Genomic DNA, 27,000 nt, shown 5'->3' with positions numbered 1-27,000 from the left:
CACATGAACCCTGCGCAGAATCCGGCTGATATCGCCCGCGAAGCCTTCCGCCGCCTTGCCACGCGCCGCATCGCGCCGACGCCGGACGCCTACCGCGCCATCTACGACGAGATCGCGGGCATTCCACCAGCGCCGCCCGCGCCTGCCCCTGCTTCCGCTGCGGGTGCGCTCGAGGTGCTGGCCGGTTTGGCGCGCCGCATGGCCGACACACCCGGAGAATTGTCCGAATACGGCCGCCGCATGGCGCGCGCGCTCAAGACCGAGGATTGGTCCGGCTATACCCAGGCGCTGGGGCAGATGTCCGACCGCCATCTGCGCCGCAACACCCCGGTGATGGCGCTGGGCGAAGAGGAGCCCGACACCCGCCTGCTGCGCGAGATGCTGGCGCGCACGCTATCGTTCGCCTGCGCCTCGCTGCTGGGCGGCGACACCGAGCTGGCGTCCGAGGCCGAAGCGCTCGGTGTGGCCGTCAAGACCGCGGTCGGCGAAACCGAGCTGCAGGATATCGCCGCGCGCCTCAAGCAGCTGTGCTTCCAGATCGAGCTGCGCAAGGACGACGGCGCCGAGCAGCAGGAGCTGCTGCTGCGCCTGTTCCGCCTGCTGCTCGACAATATCGAAGGCCTGCTCGACGACGACAACTACATGCGCGGCCAGGTGCTGGTGGTGCAAGAGCTGATCAAGGGCCCGCTCGACGCGCGCGCACTCGAAGACGCCACCCGCGGCCTGAAGGACGTGATCATCAAGCAGGGTCACCTCAAGCACGGCATCGACGACGTGCGCGGCGCCATGAAGAACATGATGATGACCTTCGTCGACCGCCTCGGCTCGGCCGCCGCGTCCACCAGCGACTATCACGCCAGGCTGGGCGGCTTCTCCGAGCGCATCGGCAACGCCACCGACGTGGGCGAAATCAACGGCGTGCTCGACGAAGTGCTGCGCGAGATGCGCAACGCCCAGGACGAGGCGCTGGCCTCGCGCGACCGTATCGTCAGCGCCCACCGCGAGGTGCAGGAAGCCGAGCAGCGCATCCGCGAACTGGAAGCCGAGCTGCAGCATATGAGCGAGCTGGTGCGCGAAGACCAGCTGACCGGCAGCCTCAACCGCCGCGGCCTGGACGATGTGTTCGAGCGCGAAAGCGCGCGCGCCGACCGCCGCAAGACGCCGCTATGCGTGGCCCTGCTCGACCTCGACAACTTCAAGCGCCTGAACGACACCTATGGGCATATGGCGGGCGACGCCGCGCTCAAGCACCTGGTGAAAGTGGTGCGCGACACCCTGCGCTCGATGGATGTGATCGCCCGCTTCGGCGGCGAGGAATTCCTGATCCTGCTGCCCGAGACCACGGTCGACGCCGCCGCGGCGGCGATGGTGCGGGTGCAGCGCGAACTGACCAGGCACTTCTTCTTGCACGATAACGAGAAGATGCTGATCACCTTCTCGTGCGGGGTGGCGCTGCGGCTGCCGAACGAGGAGCAGGCCGCCCTGATGGCGCGCGCCGACAGGGCGATGTACCAGGCCAAGCACAGCGGCAAGAACCGGGTGGTGGTGGCCGACTAGGCCTTATCGCCGCCACCCTGCGCCAGGCGGCGGTAGGCGTCGGCGCGCGCGGCATTGCCCAGGCCATCGTAGAACACGGCCAGGTTGTGCGCCGCCAGGTGCGAGCCGCGGCCATGGACCGAGCCGTCGAGCTGCGGCTGGTCGCCGATGTCCAGGCAGCGCTGGAAGCTGGCCTCGACCATCGGCAGCAGTTCGTCGGCCGCATCGGGGTTGAGCGTGGCCCAGTCCAGCAGCAGGTCGCCCAGGGCGAAGTAATAATCGGGCGACGCCGGCCAGTTGGGCATCTCGGCGTCCGCCAGGGCGATCGCTTCCTGGTGCAACTGGGCCTTCTTCATGGTGTAGATCGCACGCACCACCAGGTCGTGCCGGAAAGCGGCGTCTGGCGCGGACAAGTCGAGCGCCCGGCGGTAATGCGGCGCGGCCCCGGCGAAGTCGCCGCCGGTTTCCCGGTTCTTGCCCAGTTGGTAGAGCAGATAGGGATCGTGCGGCTGTTCCTCGAGCGCACGCAGCAGGAGCGACTCGTTGCGGCCGTGCTTGCGCGCCAGCGCCTCCTGGCGATAGCCATCGTGATGCACCGGCAGCGCCAGGCGCTGGCGCGGCAGCGCCGACTGCGGCTGCTCGTGGATGCGGCCCGCATAGCGCACGTCGCGCGGCAGCAGGCGCGCGATCCACGAGGTGGAGCGCTCGATGCGGCCCGCCAGGTCGAATTCGCTGGTCACCGGCAGCAGGCCGATCACCGGCGGCCCGGACAGCACGGCATCGAGCTCGCCGCGCCCGCCCTCGAGCCACTCGTCGGCGTCGAGCACCAGGTTCCAGGCCGACGACGACAAGGCCAGTGCCGCATTGCGCGCCGCGGCGAAATCGTCGCCCCAGGCGAAGCTGTGCACCTGCGCGCCATGCGCGCGGGCGATCTCGGCCGTCGCGTCGACCGAGCCGGTATCGAGCACGATCATCTCGTCGACCACGCCGCGTACCGATTCCAGGCAGCGTGCGATGGCGTCGGCCTCGTCACGCGCGATCATGATCAACGCCAGTCGTTTCATTCTTGTTCCCCTCTTGCGGTTGTAATGGACTGCCACTGCCGGGGAATTATACGCGCAGCCGCTGTTCGCGGAACTGCATCATTACACTCTGACAATTATTTCGTTACAGACATAACGACTGGACAGTGGCCGTGGGGCTTGTCTTTTTCTTACCTCAGAAAAAAAGACGAAAAAAAATGCTTCCAGCACTCAACTTTTTTACAGACCTACCGTTACCAGCAACAACAGCGGTTTGATTGCCTCAGAACAACGAGACAGACCCATGTGAAACGCGGCAGGTTGCCCACCCCTACAGCAAGTTTGGAGAAACACCATGGCTAACGTCATTAATACCAACATCTCTTCCCTCAACGCACAGCGCAACCTGTCGACCTCGCAATCTTCGCTGGCGACCTCGCTGCAACGCCTGTCGACCGGCCTGCGCATCAACAGCGCCAAGGACGACGCTGCCGGCCAGGCGATCTCGACCCGCATGACCGCCCAGATCAGCGGCATGCAGCAGGCCAGCCGCAACGCCAATGACGGTATTTCGATGTCCCAGACGGCTGAAGGCGCGATGGGCTCGATCAACGACATCCTGCTGCGTATGCGTGACCTGTCGGTGCAGGCGTCGAACGGCACCAACGGCACCGCCGAACGCGCGACCATCCAGAACGAAGTCACCCAGCTGTACGAAGAAATCGACCGCATCTCGGGCAGCACCGACTTCAACGGCATCAAGCTGCTGGACGGTTCGGCCAAGAATAACAGCTTCCAGGTTGGCGCGAACGCCGGCCAGACCATCTCGTTCGGCATCAAGGAAGTGTCGACCAAGTCGATGAACCTGGCCGGCAGCGCAGGAACGCCAGGTGAATTGAGCAGTGCACGAATTAACAGCTCGGCAGGTGAAAACCTTACCCCCTCGTCGTTGAGTATCAATGGCACGTCCATCGCATTCACTCCCGCAACTGGAGATGGCGAGGACCCCGAGTTATTTACGGGCGATGATTCGGCGCTGGAATTTGCCGCCGCGATTAATAAGCACAGCGGTGCAACCGGTGTGACTGCCAGCGCGAGCAACGTAGTTACCGGCACCAGTGGCGCTACCGGCGTGCTTAATGGTGGTGCGGACAAGATCACGATCACTGTTCAGAATCAGGACGGTAATGCAGGCGAAGCAATTGACGTTGCCACTTCGAAGGACATGAAAGAGCTGGTCGCAAACATCAATGCAAGTGTTGCCGGCGTGACCGCATCTCTCGACGACAATGGCGCCCTTACCCTGAAGAGCGAGAACGGCGCAAAGATCAATATCAACGCTAGTACCGAAGTCGCAGCGAAAGCAGCCGGTCTTGATGCCTCCACTGTGGGCGGAAAGGACTACGAAGGCACCTTGAAACTGACCAGCAAAGACGGTTCAGCCATTAAGTTAGGTGGCGACAATCTCCAGGATTTCGGTTTCAATCCGAGTTCTGGCGCAGGTACGGTAAACGGTACTGCAGCCTCTAGCGGCGTGCAAAATGCTGGGGCGGCAGCCGCACTTAACGCCCTGAACGTGAGCTCGGGACTTATCAACACCGCCGAAGACAAGGTGAAGATCAACGGTGTCGAGTTGAATCAGGATGCCTTCAGCAGTGCGTTCACCGCCGGTGAAAAAGCCCAGGCAATCAATGCCGTGAGCAGCCAGACGGGTGTCACTGCCACTGCCCGCACTGATGCGTACGTTAGCTTCACTGGTAATACGGCTGATGACAAAATTGTTATTAATGGTAAGTTATATAATCTGACCGCTGCTGATACGGACGCCGGAACGACGGCCGAAAGCGATCTCGCCGCGCAGATCCAGGCTGACTTCAAAGCAGGCACTAGCAACGGTATCAATGCCGAAATCAAGGACAACAAGCTTCACCTGTTCTCTACTACTGGTGCCGATATCGTAGTAGGTCGCGATGGGGAAACCACAAGCGTCGGCACGGCATCTGTATCGGCCACTGCTGCCGGCACTGGAGATCAACTCCCAGCCGAAGTAGCAAGCACAAAAACAGTCGCCGTCCGCGGTACGATCAACCTCTTGAGCGAAAACGGCGACGCAATCAAGCTCGAAGATGCCACGAGCGGCGCTGGCCTTAAGAAACTTGGCATGGTCGAACAACTCAACAGCTCGGATCCTGCGCTGGGTGGCAAGCTCGACGTCTCGACCGCCAAGGGCGCACAGGATGCCATCGGCCGTATCGACAAGGCAATTTCGTTCATCGCCGAACAGCGTTCGAACATGGGTGCCGTGCAGAACCGCCTGAGCACCACGATCTCGAACCTGGCCACCGCGACCGAGAACGCCAGCTCGGCACGCAGCCGCATCCAGGATACCGACTTCGCGACGGAAACGGCCAATATGACCCGCGGCCAGATCCTGCAGCAGGCCGGTACCGCGATGCTGGCCCAGGCCAACTCGCTCCCGAACGGCGTCCTGTCGCTGCTGCGCGGTTAATCCGCCCTTAGCGGCCTGAAGCCTGACGCCCGGCCGGAACTTTCCGGCCGGGCTTTTTCTTTAGAGGGAACGATATGGATATTCGTCCAGTAGCCAATGTTCTTCAAACGGCAACGAGCGGCGTCGAGCGCCAGCCCGCATCCGCGCCGCCTGCTCCCACCACCCCAATCCCCAGCAAGGTCCTGCATAGCGACGGTGAGCGGGATGACGCGGACGCCGCCGACATCCAGAACGCCGTCGAGCGCATCAACGAATCCCTGCCGCCGTCGAGCCAGGGCATCGAATTCGCGGTCGACGCCGACAGCGAGCGCGTGATCGTCAAGGTGGTCGACCGCGAGACGCGCGAAGTGCTGCGCCAGATGCCGACCGAGGAAGCGCTCGAGATCGCCAAGGCGCTCGACCGCAACCAGGGCTTGCTGATCCGGCAAGAAGCCTGAGCCGATCGCCGCCGCCGAAAGAATTGGCCGGTAAAAACGCCTCTGACACTTGATTTGCTTCGGGTGGCGGGCCGGTATATTGCTCACTCATTGGAGGAAATTCATGGCAACCATCACATCCGCAGGTATCGGGTCCAACCTGGATGTCGAAGGCCTGGTGAGCCAGCTGATGGCGTTCGAGCGCCAGCCGCTGACCAAGCTCGCACTCAAGGAAACCAGCTACCAGGCCAAGCTGTCGGCATTCGGCACGCTCAAGTCGTCGCTGACCGAGTTCCAGACCGCCGCACGGGCCCTGAGCACGCCGGACAAGATGTCGCCGCTCAAGAGCAGCGTCGGCGATGCCGCCATCCTGTCGGCCAGCGGCGGCGTGGGCGCCACGGCGGGCACCTATGATATCGAAGTTACAAAACTGGCACAGTCCCAGAAACTGATCACCTCAAAACCATTCACTGCCACTACCGATCCGGTTGGCACCGGCACGTTGACGATCGCCTTCGGCAGCTATGCGGGCAGCGCTTTCACGCCCGACGGCGGCAAGACAGCGGTCGACATCACCATCGACAGCAGCAACAATTCGCTGGCCGGCATGCGCGATGCGATCAACGCGTCCAATGCCGGCGTCACGGCCAGCATCATCAATGACGGCAAGGGCTACCACCTGTCGCTGACCTCGAAGACCACCGGTGAAACCAGTGCGATGCGGATCAGCGCCGCCCCGCCCAAGGGCTCGGATGCGACAGCCACCACGGCGCTGTCGGCATTCGCCTACGGCGGTACCGATGGCGCCGGCGGCGCCGGCATGCGGCAGACCGCGGCGGCGCAGAACGCCGAGATCGTGGTCGACTCGGTCAAGATCAGCAAGCCGACCAATACCATCACCGATGCCATCCAGGGCGTCACGCTCAACCTGACCAAGACCACGGCCGAAAACGTCACCACCAAGCTCACCCTGACGCGCGACACGGCGTCGGTGCAGACCGCCATCGAGGCCTTCGTGAAGTCGTACAATTCGCTGAGCAAATCGATGGCCGATTCGACCGCCTTCGACGTGGCGACCGGCAAAGCGGCCGTGCTCAACGGCGACAGCACGGTGCGTTCGATCCAGACCCAGCTGCGCGGCATCCTCGGCGGCGTGATCCCGGGCGCGGCGCGCGGCGCGGCGGCCCTGCCCGATATCGGGATCACCACCCAGCGCGACGGCAGCCTCGCGATCGATTCGGCCAAGCTCAGCGCGGCGCTGAACGATCCGAACAAGGACATGAGCGCGCTGTTCGCCAGCAGCGGCACCACCAAGGGTTTCGCGTCGCAGATCGACGCCGCCGTCGGCCGTATCCTGAGCCCGGTCGGCACGCTGCCGACCCACACCAACAGCTTCACGGCGTCGATCAAGGATCTCGACAAGCAGCGCGCGGCATTGAGCACGCGCCTGGTCGCCACCGAACAGCGCTACCGGGCGCAGTTCGCGGCGCTGGACAAGACGATCGCCAGCATGACCACGACCAGTAACTACCTGACCCAGCAACTGGCCAGCCTGGCCAATATGTAATTCGGAAACAGAGGATATTCGATATGTTCGGAACCAAACGTAGTGGCGCCAGCGCCTACGCCAATGTGGGCGTCGAGACCGGCGTGATGGCCGCCAGCCCGCACAAACTGATCACCATGCTGTTCGAAGGCGCCATCGCCGCCCTGTCGGCCGCGCTGGTGCACATGGAAGCGAAAAGCATCGCCGCCAAGGGCACCGCGATCTCGAAGGCGATCTCGATCATCGACAACGGCCTGCGCGCCAGCCTGGACAAGAACGTCGGCGGCGAAATCGCCGACAACCTCGACGCGCTGTACACCTATATGAGCGACCGCCTGCTGCAGGCCAACCTCAACAATTCGCCGGAGTCGGTGCGCGAAGTGATCACGCTGCTGGCCGACCTGAAAGGCGCCTGGGAAGCGATCGTACCGGCCAATGCCGTCCAGGAAGCGGCCGCGCCGCCCGCGCCCGTGCAGGCCCAGGCCTACGATGCGCCTGCCCTGCGTGCGGCAGCCTACGCGAGCGCCTGATGATGAACGGGGACGACATTCTCTCGCTGTACGAATCGGTGTCGAGCCTGAGCGGCGACATGCTGGTGGCGGCGCAGGCCGGCGAATGGGATCAGCTGGTCGAACTCGAAACCCGCTGCGCCAGCCAGGTCCAGGCCCTGCGCGCCGGCGAGTCGGCCACCGTCCTGAGCGCCGAACGGCGCGCGCGCAAGATCGCCATGATCCGCAAGATCCTGGCCGACGACCGCGCGATCCGTGACCTCACCTCGCCCTGGATGGCCAAGCTCGGTGCGATGATGCAAAGTACCGGCGCCGAGCGCCGGCTGGCCAATGCCTACGGCAACGGGGCCTTCTAAACCGGCACGCCGCGCGCCGCCGGGCGGCGCCGCGGGCGATCGCGCACCATGATCCCAGCTGAAAGCGTCGGCCCGGTAAGCCGCATCCTGCCATCCACCGGCGCGGGCGACCCGCGCCAGGAGGCGTTTACGCGCGCGCTCGCACCGCTGCTGGGCAAGGCCCTCCACGGCGCGATCCAGGCCAGGCTGACCGACGGCACCTTCGTCGTCAGGTTCGCCGATACCCAGGCCCGCATGCAGTTGCCGCCCGGCGCGCAAGTCGGCGCCGACGTGCCGCTGACCCTCGTCGGCCTGCACCCGCGCCCGACCTTCCAGGTCGGCGCGCAGACGCTGACCGCCTTCGCCGAAGCCGGCCCCGCCCCGCACGAGGATGCCGATGCGCCAGGCGCGCAGCTGGCGTACCGCGAAGGCGCCGCCGCCGGCCGCGCCGGCGCCCTGCTCGCTTCCAGCGCGGCACTGGGCGCGCAAGCCTTCGCCGGCGGCACCGAAGCGAAGAACACCACCCTGAGCCCCACCGCCCAGGCCCTGGCCGGCGTGCTGGCCGCGGCGCAGAAGGCCGACAGCCAGCTCGCCAGCATCGTCGGCCGCGCGCCGCTGGTGGCCAATGCCGGCGCCGATCCTGCGGCCATCGCGGCCGGCCTGCAGCAAGCCTTCGGCAAGAGTGGGCTGTTCTACGAATCGCACGTGGCCGAATGGGCGCGCGGCGCGCTGCCGCTGTCCGAACTGGCCGAGGAACCGCAGCAGCAGGCCGCCCAGGGCGGCGCGCGCCCCAATCCGCAAGACCCCGCCACCGCCCAGTTCATCAGCATGCAGCTGGCGGCCCAGGAACAATCGCACCTGGCCTGGAAGGGCCAGCTGTGGCCGGGCCAGCCGATGGAGTGGGACGTGCGGCGCGAAGCGCACGGCGGCGACCAGAATGACGACGACCAGGCGATCTGGCACTCGCGCCTGCGCCTGCGCTTTCCCCAGCTGGGCGAACTCGAGGCGCAGCTGCGCATGGTGAACGGCGCGCTGCAGGTGCAGTTCGCGGCGGCCGACGACGCCACCGCCGACCTGCTGCGCCGGCATTCGCCCGCGCTTGCCGGCGCCCTCGACGCGGCAGGCATGCCCCTGGCCGGCTTCGGTGCGCGGGCGCGCACCACGCAGGACGCCGCGCAGGACAGCGGCGCGCAGGACGCCGGCGCCAGGGACAGCCCGGATGAATGAACCGGTCGACAAGCGGCGCCAGAACGCCGTGGCGCTGGCCTACAGCGCCGGCGAAGGCGCACCCACCGTGGTCGCGAAAGGATCGGGGCTGGTCGCGGAACAGATCATCCGGCGCGCCCGGGACGCGGGCGTGTTCGTGCACGAATCGAAGGAGCTGGTGTCGCTGCTGATGCAGGTCGATCTCGACCGCGAGATTCCTCCGGCCCTGTACCGGGCAATTGCGGAACTGTTGGCATGGCTATATCATATCGAGTCGGCTCGACAACACGGTGAGCTATTGCCTCCCGCGCCCGATCCGACGCCCCACCTCCCAACGGCGCCAGCGGCAAGGACAGAAGTAAGCGATGAATGAAGCAGACCTGGAAGACTGGCACGATTACGAAGTCAGGTCTCCGCGCGAGATCATGGCGCTGCTGCGCCAGATCGGCGAAAAGAATCAGCTGATTCGCATGCTGATCAAGGGCGAGTCCGATGTCTGCGTGACCTCGATCCTGGCCGTCGATGAAGGCAACCGCACCGTGGTACTCGACCGCTCGGTGGATCGCGCCCAGAACGAGCGCATCGTGGCCGCCGGCCGCGTCAAGTGCGAGACCACGCTCGACAAGATCCGTATCCTGTTCCATGCCGATGGCCTGACCGCGACCAGCTGGCGCGGCGAACCCGCGCTGCGCGCCGACATCCCGCCCACCCTGATCCGCCTGCAAAGGCGCGCTTACTACCGGATGGCGACGCCGGTCAGCAATCCGGTACGCGCGCTGATTCCGGTGCAGGTCGACGCCGGCGGCGGCCTGGGCGTGTTTCCGCTGCAGGATATCAGCGTCGGCGGTATCGCCCTGCTCGACAGCAAACTGCAGCTGGGCACCACCATCGGCCGCGTAATCGAAGGCTGCCGCATCGAACTGCCCGAGATCGGGCCGATCTCGACCTCGCTCGAGATCCGCAATTCGCTCGACCTGACCCTGCTGAACCACAAGACCAGCCGCCGCCTGGGCTGCCAGTTCGTCGACATCTCGCGCGGCGCCCTCGCCACGGTGCAGCGCTATATCACCAGGCTCGAACGCGAGCGCAACGCCAGGCTGGCGGGTTTGGCCTGACCCTGGCCTGACCGGCGCCTGGGCCGTCGCGGCTCAGGCGGCCGGCTGCGACCTGGCGGTGTAACGCGGCGCCGGCGCCGCATCGAAAGCCAGCCATTTTTCTCCCTCGTGCAGGCCCGGGATGGTGACCTGTTCGCCCTGCGCCAGGCCCGCCAGCGCGGCGTCGCCCAGGTCGTCCACGCCCATGATGATCGCGGCCGGCAGGCGCTCGAACGGATGGCCCAGCGTGTCCCAGAAACCGGTGGCGGTCACGCCTGGCAGCACCGCCTGAATGCGCAAGCCCCTGGACCCGAACTCGTGCTGCAGCGCCTGGGTAAACGCCAGCACATAGGTTTTGCTGGCGCCATACACGCCATTCATCATCTCGGTCGCAATCGCGACGATCGACGACACGTTGACGATCGTGCCCGCGCCGCGCGCCGCCATGCCGGCCGCCACCGCGTAGGTCAGGCGCGTCAATGCGGTGACATTCAGCGCGATCATATCGTCCATCGCATCGACGTCGCCATCGACCAGCGGCGCGACCGAGCCGACGCCGGCATTGTTCACCAATACCGTGATGTCGTCGCGCACCCGCAGCAGCGCCTCGACGCGGCGCAGCGTATCGGGCTGGGCCAGGTCGGCGGCCAGCACCTCGACCCGGCGGTCGCTGGCGGCCGCTACCTGCCTGGCCACGCGCGCCAGGCGTTCTTCGTCGCGTGCGATGAGGATCAGGTCGTGGCCCTGGCGCGCCAGGCGGTCGGCATGCACCGCGCCCATGCCGGTCGATGCGCCGGTGATGACGGCGGTTCCCTTGTGTGCTTGCGTCACTGGAGCTCCCTGTCGAATTGATGGCAGCGGCAAGTGCAGCGAGCCGGCAGTAAACACTAATCCGTATGCCTCTCTAATCGGAAGCAGGCCGGCATGGGGCATCGGCAGGTCCGGTGCCTTCCTATCCCGAATGGGAGAGCGGCGCGAAAAAAACGCGCCGCATGTCACAGCCGCGCAGCGCGGATCGTCTTGTCTGCATGAAGGCCGCACAGTGCGTCCTCGCCACCCGAAAGGAACCAACCATGTCAGCACGCATCAACCTGTTCACCCTGGCCCCGGCCAACCTGAAAGCCATGATCAACCTGTCGACGGCCAACCGCCAGGGCGCGATCGGCGAGCGCCTGTTCGAGCTGATCCAGCTGCGCGTCTCGCAAGTCAATGGCTGCGGCGTCTGCATCGATATGCATTGGCGCGACCTGATCAAGCAGGGCGCCGATCCGCGCCACCTCAATTCGCTGGCCGCCTGGCGCGAATCGCCGTTCTTCAGCGAGCGCGAACGCGCCGCCCTGGCCTGGGCCGACGCCGTCAACGCGCTGCCGCAGCGCGACGAGACGGACGCAGCGTGGCCTGCCCTGCGCGAGCATTTCAACGAGAACGAGATCGCCGAACTTGGCTATACTATCGCGGCGATTCGCGGTTGGAACGTCATCAACCTGAGTCTGCGCAACCAGATCCCGGTGCATCCCGCCCCGGGCATGTAATCGAGGATCGATGGACACGGCCGCGCGCGCAACTCCTTCCCTGTCGGTTTCCGCGGCGTCGCTGCACGGCCACGACACCGCGACCCTGGCCCAGGCGATGGGACTGCTCGCCATCGTGGGCGACCTGAGCATGGGCCAGCCGATCGACGGCTCGGAGCGCGCGGCGCGCCTGGCCGCGCGTGTCGCCGCGGCGGCCGGCGGCAACGCCACGGCCTGCGAGCACGCGCGCATGGTGGCGCTGCTGCGCTGGTCGGGCTGCACCGCCAACGCGGCCGGCTTCGCCGCCCTGATGGGCGACGACGTGGCCGGCCGCCATGCGCTGGTCAGCCGCACCTTGAGCCCGCAGCAGGCGAAGCAACTGGGCGACACCACCGCGCTGGCCGAGATCCATTGCGAAGTCTCGGGCGATATCGCCGCCATGATGGGATTGCCGGCCGCGGTCGAAAGCGGCCTGCGCCACGTGTGGGAGCAGTACGACGGCAAGGGCATTCCGCTGCGCATGCGCGGCGACGAAGTGCCCGAGGTCGTGTTCCACGCGTCGCTGGGCGGCGACCTCGAGGTGCTGTCGCGCGCGCACGGCGCCGAACGCGCGCTGGAGATGCTCGCGCAGCTGGGCGACGCCAAGTATCCGGCGCGGCTGGTGGCACTGGTGGCGCCGCATGCGCGCGCCTGGCTCGACGAACTCGAGTCCGAGCAGAAGCAGGCTTCGCGGCCCGACTTCCTTCCGGTATCGGTGCCACTCACCCTGGTGGCCGATATGATCGAGCTCAAGCTTCCCTGGCTGGCAGGCTATTCGCGCCGCGTGGCGCTGCTGGCGCACGGGGCGGCGCAGGCGGCCGGCCTGCCCGAAGCGCAGCAGCGCGCGCTGGCGCGCGCCGCCCTGCTGCACGGGATCGGGCGCGCCGCCGTGACCAATACGGTGTGGGAGCGCAGCGGCAAATTGAGCGCCGCCGACTGGGAAGCGGTACGTCTGGTGCCCTACTGGACCGCGCGCGCCGGCAGCCGCATCGACGGCCTGGGACCCGATACGCAGCTGGCCTCGCAGGTCTACGAGCGGCTCGATGGCAGCGGCTACTTCCGGAGCCTCGACGGCGACATGCTCGGCGTGCCGCAGCGGCTGCTCGGCGCGGCCGCCGCCTGGGTCGCACTGCGCTCGCCGCGGCCGTGGCGCGCGGCCCATGAGCCGGCGGCGGCCATCGCCCTGCTCGAAGCCCAGGTGACGGGCGCTCGCTTCGAGCGCGCCGCGGTGGACGCCGTGCTGGCCACGGCGACGGGCGCCTCCGTCAACGCCGGAGGCGGTGCAATGGCCGCAGCTGGCGCAGGCGCTGTCGGCCACGGCGCGGCGGCGCGCGCCGTGCTGTCGGCGCGCGAAGTCGAGGTCTTGCAGCGCATCAGCCTCGGCGAGAGCAACAAGGAAGCCGCGCGCGCGATGCGCATCAGCCCCAGCACCGTCCGCACCCACGTCGAGAGCATCTTCCGCAAGCTCGATTGCTCCACCCGCGCCGCCGCCACCCTCAAGGCCCTGACCCTGCGGCTCATCTAGGAACCTGTCCCGGCAGATGAGTCGTTCCCGCCGCGCCTGGCAAGCGCGCACTGGGTTGCCCGTCGTTGCGTTGCCCGTCATTGCCTGGCTCGCCATGCATCGCCATGCAGTTTCCCTCACCTGCCGGGACAGGATCCAGTGCCGGATCGATCGGCTCGACCGGCCGCGAAACAGGTAGCCGCGCAGCGGCGCGTTGACGATCCGGCAGCCGCCATCCGGCGCCACCGCGTCCAGCGCCTTGCGCAGCGTCGACAAATGCACGCGCAGGTTCGCTGCCTCGACCACCAGGCCACGCATGGCGCAGCAGTTCGTCCTTGCCCACCACCTCGCCGGCGCGCCGTACCAGGCACGCCAGCAGGTCGAAGGCGGGCGCGCCGAGCGCCACCTGGCGCCCACGGCCTCGGGACGGCGCCGGCGCGGGAACAGCGCGCATGGTCCCGTCCGCCAACCTGTCTTCACATTCGTTCTCCTGCATGGCGCGCGCTGGCGCGATGCATCCGGCAGCCGGACGCGAGGCGCGCCATCGATCACTCAGGCCACGGTGTCGACCTCGCGCGCCATCGCTCCCAGCACCGCCGCGGCGTCGTACTGGGCCGCATGGCGCCGGTGCAGCGCGCCCAGGGCGGCAGGGTCCATGGCGCCGCGCTGCCCGAGCTGGCGGCGAAAAGCCGCATCGCGGAAGGGGTCGTGCATGCTGTCGCCGAATTCCGCCAGTCCCAGCTTGCCGTCGCCGTCGATGTCGAGCAGCGCGTGCAGGCGGCTGGCGCGGCCCTGGTCCGCGCCGCCGCCCATTTGCCCGGCCAGTTCGGCGACGCCGATATCGCCGTCGCCGTCGGCATCGATCGACTTCGCCACCTCGTGCTTGTACAGCATGGCGTAGGAACCCTGGGTCATCTTGACGCCCTTGCCGGCGAAATGCGCGATCGCGTCGGCGTGGCGCGCCGCGTTCTCTTCGAGGCGGCGCCGGTCGTCGGCCGAGTCGGCGCGCGCCTGCGCGATGCTTGACGGGATCTGGCCGGCGCCGGGCTTGACGACCGGGGTCCGCACAGCGGTGAACGACAGCGCCAGCGACGGCGCGCTCGATGAAATCCACATGCTTGCTCCGGCATGGATGAGGGACTGTCATCGTCCTCCGGAATGCTTGCCGGACAAAGAGCCAAGATCGGGCCAAGTACTGGGGCCATCGCGCCGCCGATACAAGGTCGCGCCTGGCGCTACCCGTCGCCTGGACCAAGATCGGCCTTTCTCACTGGACCACACCGGTCTTGGCCCAGTCCGCCCTTTCGTGGCTACCGGTCCAAGCGCATAATCGACCATTGAAGGGGGATCGTTTCCAATGCAAGACTTGTCCGTCAGCGACTACCTGTCGTTCGACACCACCAGCCCGGTTCCGCTGTACCGCCAGATCCATGCCCGCGTGCGCGAGGCGGTCGATACCGGCGTACTCAAGGCGGGTGACCGCATTCCCGCCACCCGCGTGCTGGCCGAGGAGCTGGGCCTGGCGCGCGGCACCGTGGCCGCCGCCTATGCCCTGTTGTCGGCCGAGGGCTACCTGGAAGTGCGCGGTGCGGCCGGCTCGGTCATCGCGCGGCGCGAACCATCTCCCGTGCGCGCGAGGGTGGCGCCGCGCGCGCGGCCGCTGCCGCTGGACGTCGGCGGCGCCGTCGCACCGCTGCCGTTCCAGATGGGATTGCCGGCCCTGGACGCTTTCCCGCGCAAGGTGTGGGCGCGCATCGCGGCGCGCACCGCGCGAACGCTGCAGACACGCCACCTGCTGAAGGAGTCGACCTTCGGCGCGCCGGCCCTGCGCACCGCGATCGCCAGCTACCTCAAGCTCTCGCGCGGCATCGACTGCATGCCCTGCCAGGTCTTCGTCTGCGCCGGCTACCGCGAAGCCCTGGGCCTGGTCGCGCATGCGCTGCTGGCGCCGGGAGACATGGTGTGGACCGAGGAGCCGGGCTTCCCGCCCACGCGCCACCTGCTGGCGGGCCTGGGCTACGTGCCGCGTCCGGCGCCGGTCGACGAGCACGGCCTGGACGTGGCGCGCGCCGCGCTGCTGGCGCCGGGGGCGCGCATGGCGGTGGTCACGCCCGGCCACCAGTGCCCCCTCACGATCAGCATGCCCCCGGCGCGGCGCCGGCTTCTCCTCGACTGGGCAGGCGCCCACGACGCCTGGATCGTCGAGGACGACTACGACGGCGAATTCCGCCACAGCGGCCGTCCGCTGCCGGCCCTGGCCAGCATGGACCAGGGCGGCCGCGTGATCTACAGCGGCAGCTTCAGCAAGGTCATGTTCCCGGCGCTGCGCCTGTCCTATGTGGTGGTGCCGCCCGCGCTGGTCGAGCGCTTCGAGGACGCCGCCTGCCTGGTCGGCAACGGCTGCCCCGCGCTGACCCAGGGCATCCTGTGCGAATTCATGCACGACGGTCACTTCGTGCGCCACGTGCAGGCCATGCGCCGCCTGTACGCCGAGCGGCGCGATATCGCGGCGCGCGCGCTGGCGCCGGCTTTCGGCGACCGGGCCACGCTCCTGCCGCAGGCCGGCGGCCTGCACCTGGTGGCCCAGGTCGCGCCCGGCGCCGACCGCCTGCTCGCGGCGCGCCTGCGCGAGCATGGCCTGGCGCCGCTGGCGCTGGCCGATTTTTATGCCGGCACGCCGGCCCGCAGCGCGCTCCTGATGAATTTCGCGAATGTCGCGAACGGCGTTCATGCCGAAGAACTGGCGCGGCGCGTGGCGCAGGCATTGGACCGCCCTACCCACTAGAGAGGACCCGCGCGGCGCGCGAGGGTAGCGCAGCAGCCGGCGCGGTGCGCTCTACCCTAAGCCGTATTGCCGCCGCCCGTCCTAATTCCGTATCTTGAAAGCATCTTTTCCCGGCCTGCGCACCCGCGCCCGGGCCGCCCTTCTTTCGCCGGACCCGCCATGAATACCATGACCATCCTGCTGTCCTCGTTCATCCTCTCGGTGACGGGATTGGCGATCTTCATCTGGTCGCTGCGCACGCGCCTGTTCGAGGCCAGTCCCGCCGCGGCCCGCACCATCTTCTCCGAAGGCGAGATCGGGCGCAGCGACGATCCCGCCGCCACCCCTGGCCAGGCCGCCGCCCAGGCCGCGCGCGACGCCGCCCCGTCCCTGAGCGACGGCGCGGCGCGGCGCCTGAACAACGAGCTGGAGGCGCGGGTCGAGGCCGACCGCTCGAGCGGCCTGGTGACCTTCCTGTTCCTGGGCTGCGCCGTCGCCTGGCTGCTGGTGGCGACCACCGCCGGCCTGCTCAGCTCCATCAAGCTGCACGAACCCGACCTGCTGGTGCACCAGGCCTGGCTCACCTTCGGCCGCCTGCGCACCATCCACCTGAACACGGTGGCCTATGGCTGGGCGCCGATGGCGGCGCTGGGGCTGGCGATGTGGTTGCTGCCACGCCTGCTCAAGACGCCGCTGGTCGGCGCGCGCTACGCGATTGCCGGCGGCATGCTGTGGAACGCGGGCCTGATCGCGGGGGTGGGTTGCATCGCGATGGGGATCAGCGACGGCATGGAGTGGCTCGAGATCCCGTGGCAGGTCGACATCCTGTTCGTGGCCGGAGGTGCGCTGGCTGGCTTGCCGCTGGTGTACACGCTGCAGGCGCGCAAGGTGCGCCACCTATACGTGTCGGTCTGGTACATGGGCGCGGCGCTGTTCTGGTTCCCGACCCTGTTCCTGGTCGGCAACCTGCCGGCGATGCACTTCGGCGTGCAGCAGGCGGCCATGAACTGGTGGTTCGGCCACAACGTGCTGGGCCTGTTCTACACGCCGATGGCGCTGGCCTGCGTGTACTATTTTCTACCGAAGATCATCGGCCGCCCGATCCAGTCGTACAACCTGTCGCTGGTGGGCTTCTGGGCGCTGGCCTTCTTCTACGGCCAGGTGGGCGGCCATCACTTGATCGGCGGCCCGGTGCCCGGCTGGCTGATCACGCTGTCGATCGTGCAGAGCGTGATGATGATCGTGCCGGTGCTGGCGTTCTCGATCAACCAGCACCTGACCATGAAGGGCCACTTCAAGCGCCTGTGGCATTCGCCCACGCTGCGCTTCATCGTGCTGGGCGGGATGATGTACACGCTCAGCTCCATCCAGGGCTCGATCGAGGCGCTGCGCAGCGTGAACACGGTCGCGCACTTCACCCACTTTACGGTAGCCCATGCCCACCTGGGCCTGTATGGCTTCTTCACGCTGGTGATGTTCGGCGCCATGTACTTCGTGATGCCGCGCGTGATGGACTGGGAGTGGCCGTATCCGAACCTGATCTCGCTGCACTTCTGGCTGGTGGTGGCCGGCTTCGGCATCTATTTCGTCGGCCTGTCGATCGGCGGCTGGCTGCAGGGCCTGGCCATGCTGGACGCGGCGCGCCCGTTCATGGATTCGGTGAACGTGACCATCCCCTGGCTCAAGAGCCGTTCGGTAGGCGGGTCCATCATGGCCCTCGGCCACCTGGTGTTCGCGGTCCACTTCGCCCTGATGGCGACCCGCCGCGGCGTGGCGCGCGAAGGCGCGGCGCTGCTGAACGAACACCCGGCACGGACCGCGGTCCCCAACGCCGCTTAAGGGAACTGTATGCAGGACGAACTCAAACTGCTGGGCGGCGCGATGGTGACGCTGGCGCTGGCGACATCGGCGCTGGTGGTGGTGCCGCACATGCAGCTCAAGGACGGCGCGCCGCCGCCGGGACTGAAGCCCTATTCCTCGGCCGAGCTGCGCGGGCGCCAGGTGTATATCGCCAACGGCTGCATCTATTGCCACTCGCAGCAGCCGCGCGACCGGCTCCAGGCGCCGGACGACAAACGCGGCTGGGGCCGCGCCTCGGTGACGGCCGACTACCACTACGACAAGCCGCACCTGCTGGGCACCATGCGTACCGGGCCCGACCTGTTCAATATCGGCGCGCGCCAGCCCAGCGCCGACTGGCACCTGGGCCATATGTACCAGCCGCGGGCCTACGTCGCCGGCTCGATCATGCCGGCCTATCCCTACCTGTTCGAGGTCAAGGACAAGCTCGAGGAAGGCGACCGCGTGGTGACGCTGCCGCGCGGCTACACGCCGGCCGGCAAGGTCGTGGTGGCGCGCCAGGAAGCGCTCGACCTGGTGGCCTACCTGGTGGGCCTGGACCACACCTATCCGGCGGTCGAGACCATCGGCACGCAGAGGGAGCGCAAATGAGCGAACATCCGCATGAGCACGAGCATGACCACGAACGCGCGCGGCGGCGCGAGAATCCGGATCCGACCGAGGTCGAACGCCCGTTCCCGAAGCCGCTGCTGGCCGTGGTGATCGGCCTGGTGAGCTGGGGCGTCGGCTACATCTATATCACGCAGAGCAATGACAACGCCGCCTTCGGCGACCACCGCACCCTGTCCACCCTGCAGGGGCCGGCGCCGGGCGCCAAGGTCGACGGCGCGCAGATCTACAACGCCCAGTGCGTGGCCTGCCACCAGGCCACTGGCCTGGGCCTGGCCGGCGTGTTCCCGCCGCTGGCCGGATCCGAATGGGTGACGGGCGATCCGAAGCGCCTGGCGCAGATCGTGCTGCACGGCGTCTCCGGCACCCTGACGGTGAAAGGCGCCGCCTACAACGGCATGATGCCGCCATTCAAGGACAAGCTGGACGACGCCCGCATGGCCGCGCTGCTGACCCATATCCGCAGCCAGTTCGGCAACCGCGCCGACGCCGTCGACGCAAGCTTGATGCGTGATGCACGCAGCGCCAGCAGCGCGCGCACGGCCCCATGGAAGGGCGACGATGAGCTCGCCTCGTTCAGGTAGCAGGGCGACATTCGGCGCCGTGCTGGCCGTGACCCTGGCCGGCGGCGCCGCCCTGTACCACGGCAGCAGCGGCTTCCGGGCGGTCTCGACCGAGAGCGCGCGCCGTATCGCGGTGGCCGAGCGTCCCGTCCCCGCGCCGAAGACGCACCTGGCCGGCGCCGACGGCCACACCACCCTGCTGGCCGACGAACTGGCGCGCGACGGCCGCGTCGCCCTGGTCACCTTCATCTATGCGCGCTGCCAGTCGGTCTGCCGCGTGGTCGGCACCGAGCTGCAGCAGATGCAGGAGCACATCCAGGCACGCGGGGCGGCCGACAAGGTGCGCCTGGTGACGATCAGCTTCGACCCGCGCGATGATGCGCGCGCACTCTTCGAATACGCGCGCATGATGAAGACCGATCCGGATGTATGGCGCCTGTACGGGATACCGGCTGGCGCCGAACGGCAAGGCCTGCTCGACGCCTTCGGCGTGATCGTGGTACCGGCGCCGCTGGGCGAATTCGAGCACAACGCGGCCTATCACGTGGTCGACCGCAGTGGTCGCCTCGTGCGTATCCTCGACTACGCCGAACCCGATGCGGCACTGGCCGATGCGCTGGCGCGGGCCGCGGAAGGAACCTGAGTGACGATTGAAAAACACCGCGTGCGCTTGACGCGCTGGAGCGGTCCCGCGATGCTGGCCGTGCTGGTGGCGACCCGTACGCCCCTGGAGGCGACCATGTGGCGCCATATGGTAGTGCAGTTGCCGCTGCTGGTCGTCTGCGGCGTCCTGCTGCGCCCGTGGCTGCGTTTGCCGCCGCGCGCCGCGCAGTGGGATGCGCAAGGCCTGGCGACCTTCACCGCCGCGGTGTTCGCCACGACCTACTGGATGATCCCGCGCGCGCTGGAGCAGGCGCTGGATGAGCCGTTCGCGAATCTCCTGAAGTTCGCCAGCCTGGTGCTGCTCGGCGCCCTGCTCCCCGGCGCCATGCGGCGCGCCCACGTCGTGGTCCAGCTGTTTTTTGTCGCCAACATCTGCGCCATGATGGCGATCGCCGGCATGCTGTACCGCGAACTGCCACAGCGCCTGTGCAACGCCTACCTGCTGGACGACCAGGATATCACCGGCAGCTCGCTGGTGGGCCTGGCGCTGCTGCTGGGCGTGGCCTGGTGCATCGTCAATGCCAGACATTTCGCCGACCCGCCAGACGGACCGCTGCGCGGCCGCTGACCGTCGGTCGGCAGCGCCATGCGCTCAGTTATAGGCGCTGCGCACGCCGCTGCCTGGACGGATCAGGCCGCGCTGAGTGGCAACCACGACCGCATGGGTACGCGCGGTGGCGTCGAGCTTGCTCATCACGCCCTTCACATGGGTCTTGACGGTGCCGACGCCGATGCCCAGCTTGCGGGCGATCGACTTGTTGCAGCAGCCTTCGGCCAGCAGTTGCAGCACGTCGGTTTCGCGGCCCGTGAGGTTCTCGCGGCTCAGGCTGTCGGCCACGCTACGGGTCACCGATTCGCTCAGGTAACGCTGGCCCTGGGCGAGCGAGGCGACGGCCTTGAGCAGCTCGTCCTGGCTGCACGACTGCAGCACGTAGCCGTGCACGCCGGAGTCCATCGCGATGCGCACCTCCCACTCCTTGTCGAGCTGGGTGACGATCAGGACGCTGGGCCGGCGCAAGCCGCCGGCATGCTCGGGCTGGCGCGCCAGCGCGAGGCCGGTGTCGTAATCGGCGACCAGGACGCGCGCCACTTGCCGCGCCTCGGGCTGGCTCAGGTGGGTGCTGACGCGCAGTTCGGGGCGGTCGGCGAGGATGGCGTGCAGGCCGGCGGTCATCACCGGATCGGTGTGGATGATGTGAACGGCGGATGGAATGGTAGGCATGGTGTACTCCTGATTTAGCAACGTCGGGCTCGCTACCCGTTCGTTCATATTGGAACGGCAAGGTAAGTCCGGCAAGTTAATACATGTAAAAATTGCGCCCGGCGGGCACCGGTCGGGGTTACGTTGAATGCGTTATACTTGGCCGATCATGCGCCTGACCTCCTTCACCGATTACACGTTGCGCACGCTGCTGCATCTGGGTAGCAACCCCGGTCGCCTGGTGACCATCCAGGAGATCGCAGACCTGCACAACATTTCTAAAAACCACCTGATGAAGGTGGTAAACGAGCTCGCGCGCAACGGCACAATCGAAACCATTCGTGGCCGCAACGGTGGTTTCCGTTTGGCACATGAACCGAAGGACATCAACGTCGGCGCCATCGTGCGCATGAGCGAGAGCGACTTCTACATGGCCGAGTGCTTCGATCCCAACGGCAACCCTTGCGGCCTGGTCAAGGCTTGCGGCCTCAAGGGTGTGCTGGGCAATGCCACCGCCGCCTACCTGGCCGAGCTCGACCGCCACACCCTCGCGTCCCTGCTGCCCGAACCGCGTCCGCGCGACATGCCCGTGACCGTGCATCGCCGCAAGGCTGCCTGAGTCATCAAGTCACGTCCGGCGACCTACTGAACGGTTTATCTACGCCGCCGCCGGCGTCCCGGATGCAATCGGCGGATACATCCCCGCTCTTCGCGGCGGATGCGCTGGTACAGCACCCGGTTTGCCTCTTGCCTGATCGCTCCTTCGCCTACCAAGGATTATGCTCAGCAGTTAACCAAGTGTAGTGCGGTTTCCTTAAACGTGCAATTAACATGCTTGTTATTATCGGCGCCGCGGCCGGCACGTGTTGCGCCTGTCGTGAAATCAGTTCCCGTGGATGCGGCGCTCGTTCAGCAAGGCGACGAAGCGCCGCGCCGCCAGCCCCTGTGGACGGGCATTGGCCCAGACTACATCGACGAACAGCCGCATGACGTTGGTGAAATTCGCGGACGGGATGTGCACCAGATGGCCCTCAGCCAGCGGCGCACGCACGAAGCCGGCAGGCAGCCAGGCCCAGCCGAGGCCCGCCGTCACCAGGCTGAGCGCCGCGACCGGATTGTCGGTTTTCCACTGCAGGCGCGACATGGCGATGCGCTTGTCGACCTGGTCGGCATGGCGGCCGGCCATCACGATCTGGCGCTCGCCCAGCAGGTGCTGGTCGCGAATCGTACCGGCCGGCATGCGCGCCAGCAGCGGATGGTCGGGCGCCAGCACCGCTACCAGGGTCTCGTGGGCGACCTCCTGGAAGCCTTCGCGCGGGTCCATGCCGTAGCGCTCGAACACCAGTGCCAGGTCGGCGCGGCCATCCTGCAACATCGCCAGCGCGTCGGCCTGTGCGGCGCTGAGGACATTCACTTCGAGCAAGGGAAACTCGTCGGAAAGGACGCGCAGCGCATCGTGCCACGGCGCGGCCGCCATCAGCTCAGGTACCAGCACCAGCGTGAGCGAGGGTTCCAGCTCCTGGCTCAGCGACAGCGCGTGCTGGTTCAACAGGCGCAGTTGCTCGACCAGCAGGCGCGCCTGCGGCAGCAAGGCCATGGCGTGCGCCGTCGGACGCGGCTCACGGCCACTGCGGTCGAACAGTTCCAGGCCGAGCTCGGCCTCCAGGTTGCCGATGGCCATGCTGACGGCCGACGGCACGCGCCCGAGCGAACGCGCGGCGGCCGAGAAAGAACCGTGATCGACGGCGGCAAGCAGGATGCGCAGGTGATCGAGATCGAGTGTCATCCGTCAATCATATTGATAGCTGCTGACTTTTTCCATCACTCTTTCTCACATAAGATATTCCCATCTATCGCGGCGCAATCGCCGCTTTAACTGGAGGAAAGCATCATGGTGTGGTTGGTCTTGTTTCTCGCGGGGCTGTTCGAGGTATGCTGGGCGGTCGGGCTGAAGTACACGGAAGGATTTACCCGCCCGTGGCCCACGGTCGGTACCGTGGTGGCGATGGCGGTCAGCTTCGGCCTGTTGTCCCAGGCCATGAAGCAATTACCGCTCGGAACAGCGTATGCGATCTGGACCGGCATCGGCGCCGTCGGCACCGCCCTGGTCGGGATCGTCCTGTTCGGGGAGTCGGCCAACCCGGCGCGGCTTGCCTGCATCGGCCTGATCGCGGCGGGCATCGTCGGCTTGAAGCTCGCTTCGCCGGCCTGACGCGCACCGTTCGCGCCGGTGCCCGGGCCACTGGCGAAATACAGGCATACTGACGACTTCCGCTAATTTTCATTTAGACAATGTCAGTACCAGCACCCGAATTCGACCATTTGCCCCAGGATAGCGAGACGGTTGCCCTGCTCCGCAGCACGGATTGGTCCTCGACATCGCTCGGACCGCCGTCGACCTGGCCGGAAGCCTTGCGCCTGCAGCTCAATATCTGTTTCGAATCGGCGTTCCCGATCGCCGTCTGGTGGGGCCCCGACCTGATCCAGTTCTACAATGACGGTTACCGGCCGATCCTTGGCGCCACCAAGCATCCACGGGCGTTCGGCGGGCGCGCGATCGACACCTGGCCCGACATCTGGCCGATCATCGGCAAGATGGTCGAGCAGGTCGTCGAGCGCGGCATCGCGGTCAAGGGCGAGGACATGCCCCTGGTCCTGGAGCGCAACGGCTATCCCGAGACTTGCCACTTCACCTTCTCGTACAGTCCCATCCGCAACATCGACGGCCATATCGACGGCATGTTCACCGCGGCCGTGGAAACCAGCGCCAGGGTCCGGGCCGAACGCAGGCAGGCATTCCAGCTGCGTCTTGCCGACGCCCTGCGCGTGATCGGTCACCCGGCGCAGATCGCCGCATGCGCGGCGGCGATGCTTGGCGAGCATGTCGGCGCCGGCCGCGCCGGCTACGGCATGGTCGACGACCAGTTGCAGACCGTCGCCGTCGACAGCGACTGGACCGATGGCCGCATGGCCAGCCTCGGCGGAGAAAGCCGCGCCCTCGACAGTTTCGGGCCGAACATCATTGCCGAACTGCGGGCCGGACGCACGCTCGCGCTGGACGACATCGGCGCCGATCCACGCGCGGCGCCGTACGCCGACGGCTATGCGAGTATCGGCAGCACGAGCCTGCTCGTGGTTCCCCTGCTGAAAAACGGCGCGCTCAACGCGATCCTGTACCTGCATTGCGCCCAGCCGCGCACCTGGATGGCGGACGATATCACGATTGCCGAGGATGTCGCCCGCCGCACCTGGGACGCCATCGAGCGCGTCAATGCCGAGCACCGGCTGCAGTCCGAGCGCCTGCGCCTGCAGGCGGTCGTCGACACGATTCCGGCCGGTCTCATCATGATGAACGACAGCGGCGACCTGCTGATCGAGAATGCCGAGTGGAAGCGCGCCTGGGGCGGTTCCGCGCGACTGGGCGACGGCCTCGACTATGCCCGCTACAAGGGCTACTGGGCCGACAGCGGCGCGCCGATCGCCGCCGGGCAGTGGCCCTGCCTCGTGTCGCTGACGGAAGGCGCCACGATACGCGACGCCGTCATCGACATCGAGCGCCTGGACGGCAGGCGCGGCACGATCGTCGTTTCCAGTGCGCCGGTGCGCGACAGCAACGGACGTGTCGTCGGTGCGGTCGCTGCGAACATGGACATCACCGAGCTGCGGGCGGCCCAGATGAAATTACTGGAAACCGACAGGCGCAAGGACGAGTTCCTCGCCATGCTGGGCCATGAACTGAGGAACCCGCTCGCCCCGATCTCGACCGCCGCGGAAATCCTGCGCGTCGTCTCCGATGGCGACGCGCGGGTCGTTCGCGCCAGCGAGGTGATCCGGCGCCAGGCAAGGCACATGAGTGCGCTGGTCGACGACCTGCTCGATGTCTCCCGCGTGACCCGGGGGCTCGTGCAACTCAACAAAAGCGCGATCGACCTGGACAGCGTCATCGATGACGCCGTCGAGCAATCGCGGCCCCTCGTGGAGTCGAAGCGGCATGCGCTGACGGTGCGGCACGCCGAACGGCATCCCACCGTGATCGGCGACCGCCACCGTCTCGTCCAGATCGTCGTCAACCTGCTCAACAATGCGGCGAAATACACGCCGGAAGGCGGCGCCATCGCGCTGACCGTCCGCCACGACGGCGCGCATGCGTTGGTCGACGTCGAGGACAATGGCATCGGCATCGAGGACACCCTGCTGCCCCATATCTTCGACATGTTCACGCAGGCGCAGCGCACACCCGACCGGGCGCAGGGGGGACTCGGCATCGGATTGGCGCTTGTCAAGAGCATCGTGGGCCTGCACGGCGGCGAGATCTCGGCCTGCAGCAGGGGACCGGGTTGCGGCAGCAGGTTCACCGTCTCGCTGCCCCTGGCGCCGTGAGCCGCGAGGGGCAGCCATGTCCCTGCTCAGGCGCGCCCGGCGTCGCCCACCGGACGCGCCATCGAAAAGGTAAAGCAGACCTTGCCGTCGGCCGAATTCACGTCGACGCTGCCGCCATGTGAACGCGCAATCTCGGACACGATGTACAAACCCAGGCCCAGCCCCTCATGCGGCGTACTGCCAGGGGAACGCCAGTACGGCTTGAACAGCTGCTGGACCAGTTGCGGCGACAAGGCGGCGCCGTCATTGGTCACGGACAGGCGAAAATGGCTGTCGGTGCAGCCGATCAGGACATGCACCGGCGCCGCCGGCGCCCCATGCACGATGGCGTTCTTGACCAGGTTGGACAATAGCTGGCAGAGCCGGACGGGATCGCAGCGCAAGGCGATGTCGGGCTGGATGACCGTGACGATGCTGGCGTCGGGGTGGATCTCGCGCAGCTCGGCGATGACCTGGGCGAACTGGACATCGAGCGCGTGGACCTGCCGCAAGGTCAGCGCAATGCCCCCGCCCATGCGTCCGCGCGTGAAATCGACGACGTCGTCGACCAGCGCCGCCATCCGGCCCACGCTGCGGCGCATGCGCTGCAGGATCGCCTGCGTCGATGAATCGCTGGTGCGCCGGGCAAGCAGCTCCACGCCGCTCTGGACCGAGCCGAGCGGCGTGCGCAGGTCGTGGCCCAGGACGGCAATGAATTGTTCGCGCAACTCCGCCGTCGCGCGCTCCGACGACAGGTCGGTTTGCGCCACCGCGTGGGCGCGCTCGGTCTCGAGCTGCACCGAAATGAACTGGGCGAACAATTCCAGCGTTGCCACGGTGGCGGGCGCCGACAGCCTGGCCGGCCGTGGATCCAGCCCGCACAGGGTGCCGAAATACGTCCCGTCGCGGCGCAGGATCGGGATCGAGAAATAACTCTGGAACCCGTAGAGGCGCGGCGTATGGTGCCCGCAATACTGCTCGCTCATCGCGACGTGATCGATGACGATGCTCTGGCAGCTGCTGCGCACTTCCTCGCACAGAGTCGTCGTGACATCCAGGCTGTCGCCCGGTTTCAGGCCGAAGTCCAGCCTGTCGTTCACCGCGCACGCGGTCCAGGAATCCTCGGCGACATGGGCAATGGCGACGAAACCGAGGCCGGTGAACGCCGCGACCGTTTCAAGAATCTTCGGCACGGCGCCGATCGCCTCGATCTCGCGCACGCAAGTCGCTACACAAGTATTCATGGCCCGCGGTCCCGTAATGAATGACCCTCCATCTTAACATCTGCCAATGGCGTCGTGACGATCGACCGCAAGCCGGCCCGGGGGCAACCGGACGATCACGGCCGATCGCCGCCACGCACGTCACACCTGCATATTCATGATGTCGTGATAAGCCGACACCAGCTTGTTGCGCACCTGTACCGTGGCCTGGAAGGCGATGCTCGATTTCTGCATCGCGACCATGGTGTCCGACAGGCTGACCGTGTCGTCGCCCATCGTGAAGCGCCGACTGAGCGCCTGCGCCTCGGCCGAGCGGTCGCTCACGCCCTGCAAGGATTGATGCAGGGCTTCCGCGAAGTCGAGCTTGACCGCGGACTTGCCGCCCACCGTACCCGCGCCGCCCAGGCCACCAGGAGCCACGGGGGCGCTCACCTCCGGTTTGCTCGCCGCCGCCTTGAGCTGCTCCATCATGGCCTGGATGCGGCTGCTGTCGATGCCGCCGATACCGCCGATACTCATATACACTCCTGC

28 protein-coding genes are annotated in these 27,000 nt (G+C 67.1%); 20 read left to right on the top strand and 8 right to left on the bottom strand.

Annotation, left to right across the window (positions count from 1 at the left end; genetic code table 11):
- The first annotated feature begins 3 nt into the window (after positions 1 to 3).
- Positions 4 to 1,557: a sensor domain-containing diguanylate cyclase gene (locus AC56KW_RS16300; RefSeq protein WP_497171724.1), complete on the top strand. Its 1,554-nt coding sequence runs from the start codon at positions 4 to 6 to the stop codon at positions 1,555 to 1,557.
- Here AC56KW_RS16300 and AC56KW_RS16295 read toward each other — a convergent pair.
- Positions 1,554 to 2,600 (bottom strand): glycosyltransferase family 2 protein, encoded by a 1,047-nt coding sequence (locus AC56KW_RS16295; protein WP_497171723.1) that lies wholly within the window; start codon positions 2,598 to 2,600, stop codon positions 1,554 to 1,556. The two genes, AC56KW_RS16300 and AC56KW_RS16295, sit on opposite strands and share 4 nt — an antisense overlap.
- A gap of 313 nt (positions 2,601 to 2,913) precedes the next feature.
- Between AC56KW_RS16295 and AC56KW_RS16290 the strand changes: the two genes are divergently transcribed.
- From AC56KW_RS16290 to AC56KW_RS16255, 8 genes are all read left to right on the top strand, one after another.
- On the top strand, positions 2,914 to 5,067 hold the full coding sequence (locus AC56KW_RS16290) for a flagellin N-terminal helical domain-containing protein (RefSeq protein ID WP_497171722.1): 2,154 nt from the start codon (positions 2,914 to 2,916) through the stop codon (positions 5,065 to 5,067).
- A gap of 74 nt (positions 5,068 to 5,141) precedes the next feature.
- Complete coding sequence (locus AC56KW_RS16285; protein ID WP_497171721.1) at positions 5,142 to 5,504, top strand: flagellar protein FlaG; 363 nt, start codon at positions 5,142 to 5,144, stop codon at positions 5,502 to 5,504.
- Positions 5,505 to 5,607: 103 nt separating this feature from the next.
- The gene (gene fliD / locus AC56KW_RS16280; RefSeq protein WP_497171720.1) at positions 5,608 to 7,050 is read left to right on the top strand and encodes a flagellar filament capping protein FliD; all 1,443 of its coding nucleotides are present in this window, start codon (positions 5,608 to 5,610) and stop codon (positions 7,048 to 7,050) included.
- Positions 7,051 to 7,073: 23 nt separating this feature from the next.
- Positions 7,074 to 7,559 (top strand): flagellar export chaperone FliS, encoded by a 486-nt coding sequence (gene fliS, locus AC56KW_RS16275; protein ID WP_497171719.1) that lies wholly within the window; start codon positions 7,074 to 7,076, stop codon positions 7,557 to 7,559.
- Positions 7,559 to 7,894, top strand: coding sequence for a flagellar protein FliT (locus AC56KW_RS16270; RefSeq protein WP_497171718.1), 336 nt, complete (start codon positions 7,559 to 7,561; stop codon positions 7,892 to 7,894). The genes fliS and AC56KW_RS16270 overlap by 1 nt, the downstream gene beginning before the upstream one ends.
- A 48-nt stretch (positions 7,895 to 7,942) precedes the next feature.
- Complete coding sequence (gene fliK / locus AC56KW_RS16265; RefSeq protein WP_497171717.1) at positions 7,943 to 9,100, top strand: flagellar hook-length control protein FliK; 1,158 nt, start codon at positions 7,943 to 7,945, stop codon at positions 9,098 to 9,100.
- A complete protein-coding gene (locus tag AC56KW_RS16260; protein WP_497171716.1) occupies positions 9,093 to 9,452 on the top strand; it encodes an EscU/YscU/HrcU family type III secretion system export apparatus switch protein in 360 nt (119 codons plus the stop codon). The genes fliK and AC56KW_RS16260 overlap by 8 nt, the downstream gene beginning before the upstream one ends.
- Positions 9,445 to 10,194 carry a flagellar brake protein gene (locus AC56KW_RS16255; RefSeq protein WP_497171715.1) on the top strand — a complete coding sequence of 250 codons (750 nt, stop codon included), beginning with the start codon at positions 9,445 to 9,447 and terminating at the stop codon, positions 10,192 to 10,194. Before AC56KW_RS16260 ends, AC56KW_RS16255 begins: the two co-directional genes overlap by 8 nt.
- Before the next feature lie 33 nt (positions 10,195 to 10,227).
- On the opposite strand, the gene AC56KW_RS16250 is transcribed toward AC56KW_RS16255, so the two are convergent.
- Positions 10,228 to 11,004: an SDR family NAD(P)-dependent oxidoreductase gene (locus AC56KW_RS16250; RefSeq protein ID WP_497171714.1), complete on the bottom strand. Its 777-nt coding sequence runs from the start codon at positions 11,002 to 11,004 to the stop codon at positions 10,228 to 10,230.
- Between the two features lie 242 nt (positions 11,005 to 11,246).
- On the opposite strand from AC56KW_RS16250, the gene AC56KW_RS16245 reads away from it, so the two are divergent.
- Entirely contained in the window at positions 11,247 to 11,705 is a 459-nt protein-coding gene (locus AC56KW_RS16245; protein WP_497171713.1) for a carboxymuconolactone decarboxylase family protein, read from the top strand.
- A 10-nt stretch (positions 11,706 to 11,715) separates the two neighbouring features.
- Complete coding sequence (locus AC56KW_RS16240) at positions 11,716 to 13,248, top strand: HD domain-containing phosphohydrolase (RefSeq protein WP_497171712.1); 1,533 nt, start codon at positions 11,716 to 11,718, stop codon at positions 13,246 to 13,248.
- Here AC56KW_RS16240 and AC56KW_RS16235 read toward each other — a convergent pair.
- Together AC56KW_RS16235 and AC56KW_RS16230 are read right to left on the bottom strand one after the other, a co-directional pair.
- Positions 13,241 to 13,723 carry a winged helix-turn-helix domain-containing protein gene (locus AC56KW_RS16235; RefSeq protein WP_497171711.1) on the bottom strand — a complete coding sequence of 161 codons (483 nt, stop codon included), beginning with the start codon at positions 13,721 to 13,723 and terminating at the stop codon, positions 13,241 to 13,243. The two genes, AC56KW_RS16240 and AC56KW_RS16235, sit on opposite strands and share 8 nt — an antisense overlap.
- A 56-nt stretch (positions 13,724 to 13,779) precedes the next feature.
- Complete coding sequence (locus AC56KW_RS16230) at positions 13,780 to 14,343, bottom strand: EF-hand domain-containing protein (protein ID WP_497171710.1); 564 nt, start codon at positions 14,341 to 14,343, stop codon at positions 13,780 to 13,782.
- Positions 14,344 to 14,584: 241 nt separating this feature from the next.
- On the opposite strand from AC56KW_RS16230, the gene pdxR reads away from it, so the two are divergent.
- The 6 genes from pdxR (at position 14,585) to AC56KW_RS16200 (ending at position 20,254) form a co-directional block, all read left to right on the top strand.
- Positions 14,585 to 16,012 carry a MocR-like pyridoxine biosynthesis transcription factor PdxR gene (gene pdxR / locus AC56KW_RS16225; RefSeq protein WP_497171709.1) on the top strand — a complete coding sequence of 476 codons (1,428 nt, stop codon included), beginning with the start codon at positions 14,585 to 14,587 and terminating at the stop codon, positions 16,010 to 16,012.
- A gap of 159 nt (positions 16,013 to 16,171) precedes the next feature.
- On the top strand, positions 16,172 to 17,830 hold the full coding sequence (locus AC56KW_RS16220; protein ID WP_497171708.1) for a cbb3-type cytochrome c oxidase subunit I: 1,659 nt from the start codon (positions 16,172 to 16,174) through the stop codon (positions 17,828 to 17,830).
- A gap of 9 nt (positions 17,831 to 17,839) precedes the next feature.
- Positions 17,840 to 18,442 (top strand): cbb3-type cytochrome c oxidase subunit II, encoded by a 603-nt coding sequence (locus AC56KW_RS16215; RefSeq protein WP_497171707.1) that lies wholly within the window; start codon positions 17,840 to 17,842, stop codon positions 18,440 to 18,442.
- Positions 18,439 to 19,044: a c-type cytochrome gene (locus AC56KW_RS16210; RefSeq protein ID WP_497171706.1), complete on the top strand. Its 606-nt coding sequence runs from the start codon at positions 18,439 to 18,441 to the stop codon at positions 19,042 to 19,044. The genes AC56KW_RS16215 and AC56KW_RS16210 overlap by 4 nt, the downstream gene beginning before the upstream one ends.
- Positions 19,022 to 19,666: an SCO family protein gene (locus AC56KW_RS16205; RefSeq protein ID WP_497171705.1), complete on the top strand. Its 645-nt coding sequence runs from the start codon at positions 19,022 to 19,024 to the stop codon at positions 19,664 to 19,666. The genes AC56KW_RS16210 and AC56KW_RS16205 overlap by 23 nt, the downstream gene beginning before the upstream one ends.
- Positions 19,667 to 20,254, top strand: a complete 588-nt coding sequence (locus tag AC56KW_RS16200; RefSeq protein ID WP_497171704.1) for a hypothetical protein — start codon at positions 19,667 to 19,669, stop codon at positions 20,252 to 20,254.
- Positions 20,255 to 20,278: 24 nt separating this feature from the next.
- On the opposite strand, the gene AC56KW_RS16195 is transcribed toward AC56KW_RS16200, so the two are convergent.
- Positions 20,279 to 20,908, bottom strand: coding sequence for a LuxR C-terminal-related transcriptional regulator (locus AC56KW_RS16195; protein WP_497171703.1), 630 nt, complete (start codon positions 20,906 to 20,908; stop codon positions 20,279 to 20,281).
- A gap of 148 nt (positions 20,909 to 21,056) precedes the next feature.
- Here AC56KW_RS16195 and AC56KW_RS16190 point away from each other — a divergent pair, with 148 nt between their 5' ends.
- Positions 21,057 to 21,506, top strand: coding sequence for an RrF2 family transcriptional regulator (locus tag AC56KW_RS16190; RefSeq protein WP_497171702.1), 450 nt, complete (start codon positions 21,057 to 21,059; stop codon positions 21,504 to 21,506).
- A 264-nt stretch (positions 21,507 to 21,770) separates the two neighbouring features.
- Here AC56KW_RS16190 and AC56KW_RS16185 read toward each other — a convergent pair whose 3' ends face one another.
- Positions 21,771 to 22,673, bottom strand: coding sequence for a LysR family transcriptional regulator (locus tag AC56KW_RS16185; RefSeq protein ID WP_497171701.1), 903 nt, complete (start codon positions 22,671 to 22,673; stop codon positions 21,771 to 21,773).
- Positions 22,674 to 22,778: 105 nt separating this feature from the next.
- Between AC56KW_RS16185 and sugE the strand changes: the two genes are divergently transcribed.
- Both sugE and AC56KW_RS16175 read left to right on the top strand, forming a co-directional pair.
- A complete protein-coding gene (sugE, locus tag AC56KW_RS16180; RefSeq protein ID WP_497171700.1) occupies positions 22,779 to 23,099 on the top strand; it encodes a quaternary ammonium compound efflux SMR transporter SugE in 321 nt (106 codons plus the stop codon).
- Positions 23,100 to 23,179: 80 nt separating this feature from the next.
- A complete protein-coding gene (locus AC56KW_RS16175) occupies positions 23,180 to 25,267 on the top strand; it encodes a sensor histidine kinase (RefSeq protein ID WP_497171699.1) in 2,088 nt (695 codons plus the stop codon).
- Between the two features lie 26 nt (positions 25,268 to 25,293).
- Here the strand turns inward: AC56KW_RS16175 and AC56KW_RS16170 are convergent, their stop codons facing one another.
- Together AC56KW_RS16170 and fliE are read right to left on the bottom strand one after the other, a co-directional pair.
- Positions 25,294 to 26,490, bottom strand: coding sequence for a GAF domain-containing sensor histidine kinase (locus AC56KW_RS16170; protein ID WP_497171698.1), 1,197 nt, complete (start codon positions 26,488 to 26,490; stop codon positions 25,294 to 25,296).
- A gap of 120 nt (positions 26,491 to 26,610) precedes the next feature.
- Positions 26,611 to 26,988 (bottom strand): flagellar hook-basal body complex protein FliE, encoded by a 378-nt coding sequence (gene fliE / locus AC56KW_RS16165; RefSeq protein ID WP_497171697.1) that lies wholly within the window; start codon positions 26,986 to 26,988, stop codon positions 26,611 to 26,613.
- Positions 26,989 to 27,000: the final 12 nt, after the last annotated feature.

Source organism: Telluria sp. RT2P19, assembly GCF_059685725.1.
Note: the sequence above shows the minus strand (reverse complement) of the source record. Positions and strands in the feature narration are given on the sequence as shown.

Coding starts and splice junctions, on each gene's coding strand:
- fliS (WP_497171719.1), top strand. CDS start 7,074: ATGTTCGGAACCAAACGTAGTGGCGCCAGCGCCTACGCCAATGTGGGC.
- AC56KW_RS16195 (WP_497171703.1), bottom strand. CDS start 20,908: ATGCCTACCATTCCATCCGCCGTTCACATCATCCACACCGATCCGGTG.
- fliD (WP_497171720.1), top strand. CDS start 5,608: ATGGCAACCATCACATCCGCAGGTATCGGGTCCAACCTGGATGTCGAA.
- sugE (WP_497171700.1), top strand. CDS start 22,779: ATGGTGTGGTTGGTCTTGTTTCTCGCGGGGCTGTTCGAGGTATGCTGG.
- AC56KW_RS16300 (WP_497171724.1), top strand. CDS start 4: ATGAACCCTGCGCAGAATCCGGCTGATATCGCCCGCGAAGCCTTCCGC.
- AC56KW_RS16185 (WP_497171701.1), bottom strand. CDS start 22,673: ATGACACTCGATCTCGATCACCTGCGCATCCTGCTTGCCGCCGTCGAT.
- AC56KW_RS16215 (WP_497171707.1), top strand. CDS start 17,840: ATGCAGGACGAACTCAAACTGCTGGGCGGCGCGATGGTGACGCTGGCG.
- AC56KW_RS16230 (WP_497171710.1), bottom strand. CDS start 14,343: ATGTGGATTTCATCGAGCGCGCCGTCGCTGGCGCTGTCGTTCACCGCT.
- AC56KW_RS16285 (WP_497171721.1), top strand. CDS start 5,142: ATGGATATTCGTCCAGTAGCCAATGTTCTTCAAACGGCAACGAGCGGC.
- AC56KW_RS16245 (WP_497171713.1), top strand. CDS start 11,247: ATGTCAGCACGCATCAACCTGTTCACCCTGGCCCCGGCCAACCTGAAA.
- AC56KW_RS16255 (WP_497171715.1), top strand. CDS start 9,445: ATGAATGAAGCAGACCTGGAAGACTGGCACGATTACGAAGTCAGGTCT.
- AC56KW_RS16240 (WP_497171712.1), top strand. CDS start 11,716: ATGGACACGGCCGCGCGCGCAACTCCTTCCCTGTCGGTTTCCGCGGCG.
- AC56KW_RS16190 (WP_497171702.1), top strand. CDS start 21,057: ATGCGCCTGACCTCCTTCACCGATTACACGTTGCGCACGCTGCTGCAT.
- pdxR (WP_497171709.1), top strand. CDS start 14,585: ATGCAAGACTTGTCCGTCAGCGACTACCTGTCGTTCGACACCACCAGC.
- AC56KW_RS16175 (WP_497171699.1), top strand. CDS start 23,180: ATGTCAGTACCAGCACCCGAATTCGACCATTTGCCCCAGGATAGCGAG.
- fliK (WP_497171717.1), top strand. CDS start 7,943: ATGATCCCAGCTGAAAGCGTCGGCCCGGTAAGCCGCATCCTGCCATCC.
- AC56KW_RS16260 (WP_497171716.1), top strand. CDS start 9,093: ATGAATGAACCGGTCGACAAGCGGCGCCAGAACGCCGTGGCGCTGGCC.
- AC56KW_RS16235 (WP_497171711.1), bottom strand. CDS start 13,723: ATGCAGGAGAACGAATGTGAAGACAGGTTGGCGGACGGGACCATGCGC.
- AC56KW_RS16205 (WP_497171705.1), top strand. CDS start 19,022: ATGAGCTCGCCTCGTTCAGGTAGCAGGGCGACATTCGGCGCCGTGCTG.
- AC56KW_RS16295 (WP_497171723.1), bottom strand. CDS start 2,600: ATGAAACGACTGGCGTTGATCATGATCGCGCGTGACGAGGCCGACGCC.
- AC56KW_RS16220 (WP_497171708.1), top strand. CDS start 16,172: ATGAATACCATGACCATCCTGCTGTCCTCGTTCATCCTCTCGGTGACG.
- fliE (WP_497171697.1), bottom strand. CDS start 26,988: ATGAGTATCGGCGGTATCGGCGGCATCGACAGCAGCCGCATCCAGGCC.
- AC56KW_RS16270 (WP_497171718.1), top strand. CDS start 7,559: ATGATGAACGGGGACGACATTCTCTCGCTGTACGAATCGGTGTCGAGC.
- AC56KW_RS16170 (WP_497171698.1), bottom strand. CDS start 26,490: ATGAATACTTGTGTAGCGACTTGCGTGCGCGAGATCGAGGCGATCGGC.
- AC56KW_RS16210 (WP_497171706.1), top strand. CDS start 18,439: ATGAGCGAACATCCGCATGAGCACGAGCATGACCACGAACGCGCGCGG.
- AC56KW_RS16290 (WP_497171722.1), top strand. CDS start 2,914: ATGGCTAACGTCATTAATACCAACATCTCTTCCCTCAACGCACAGCGC.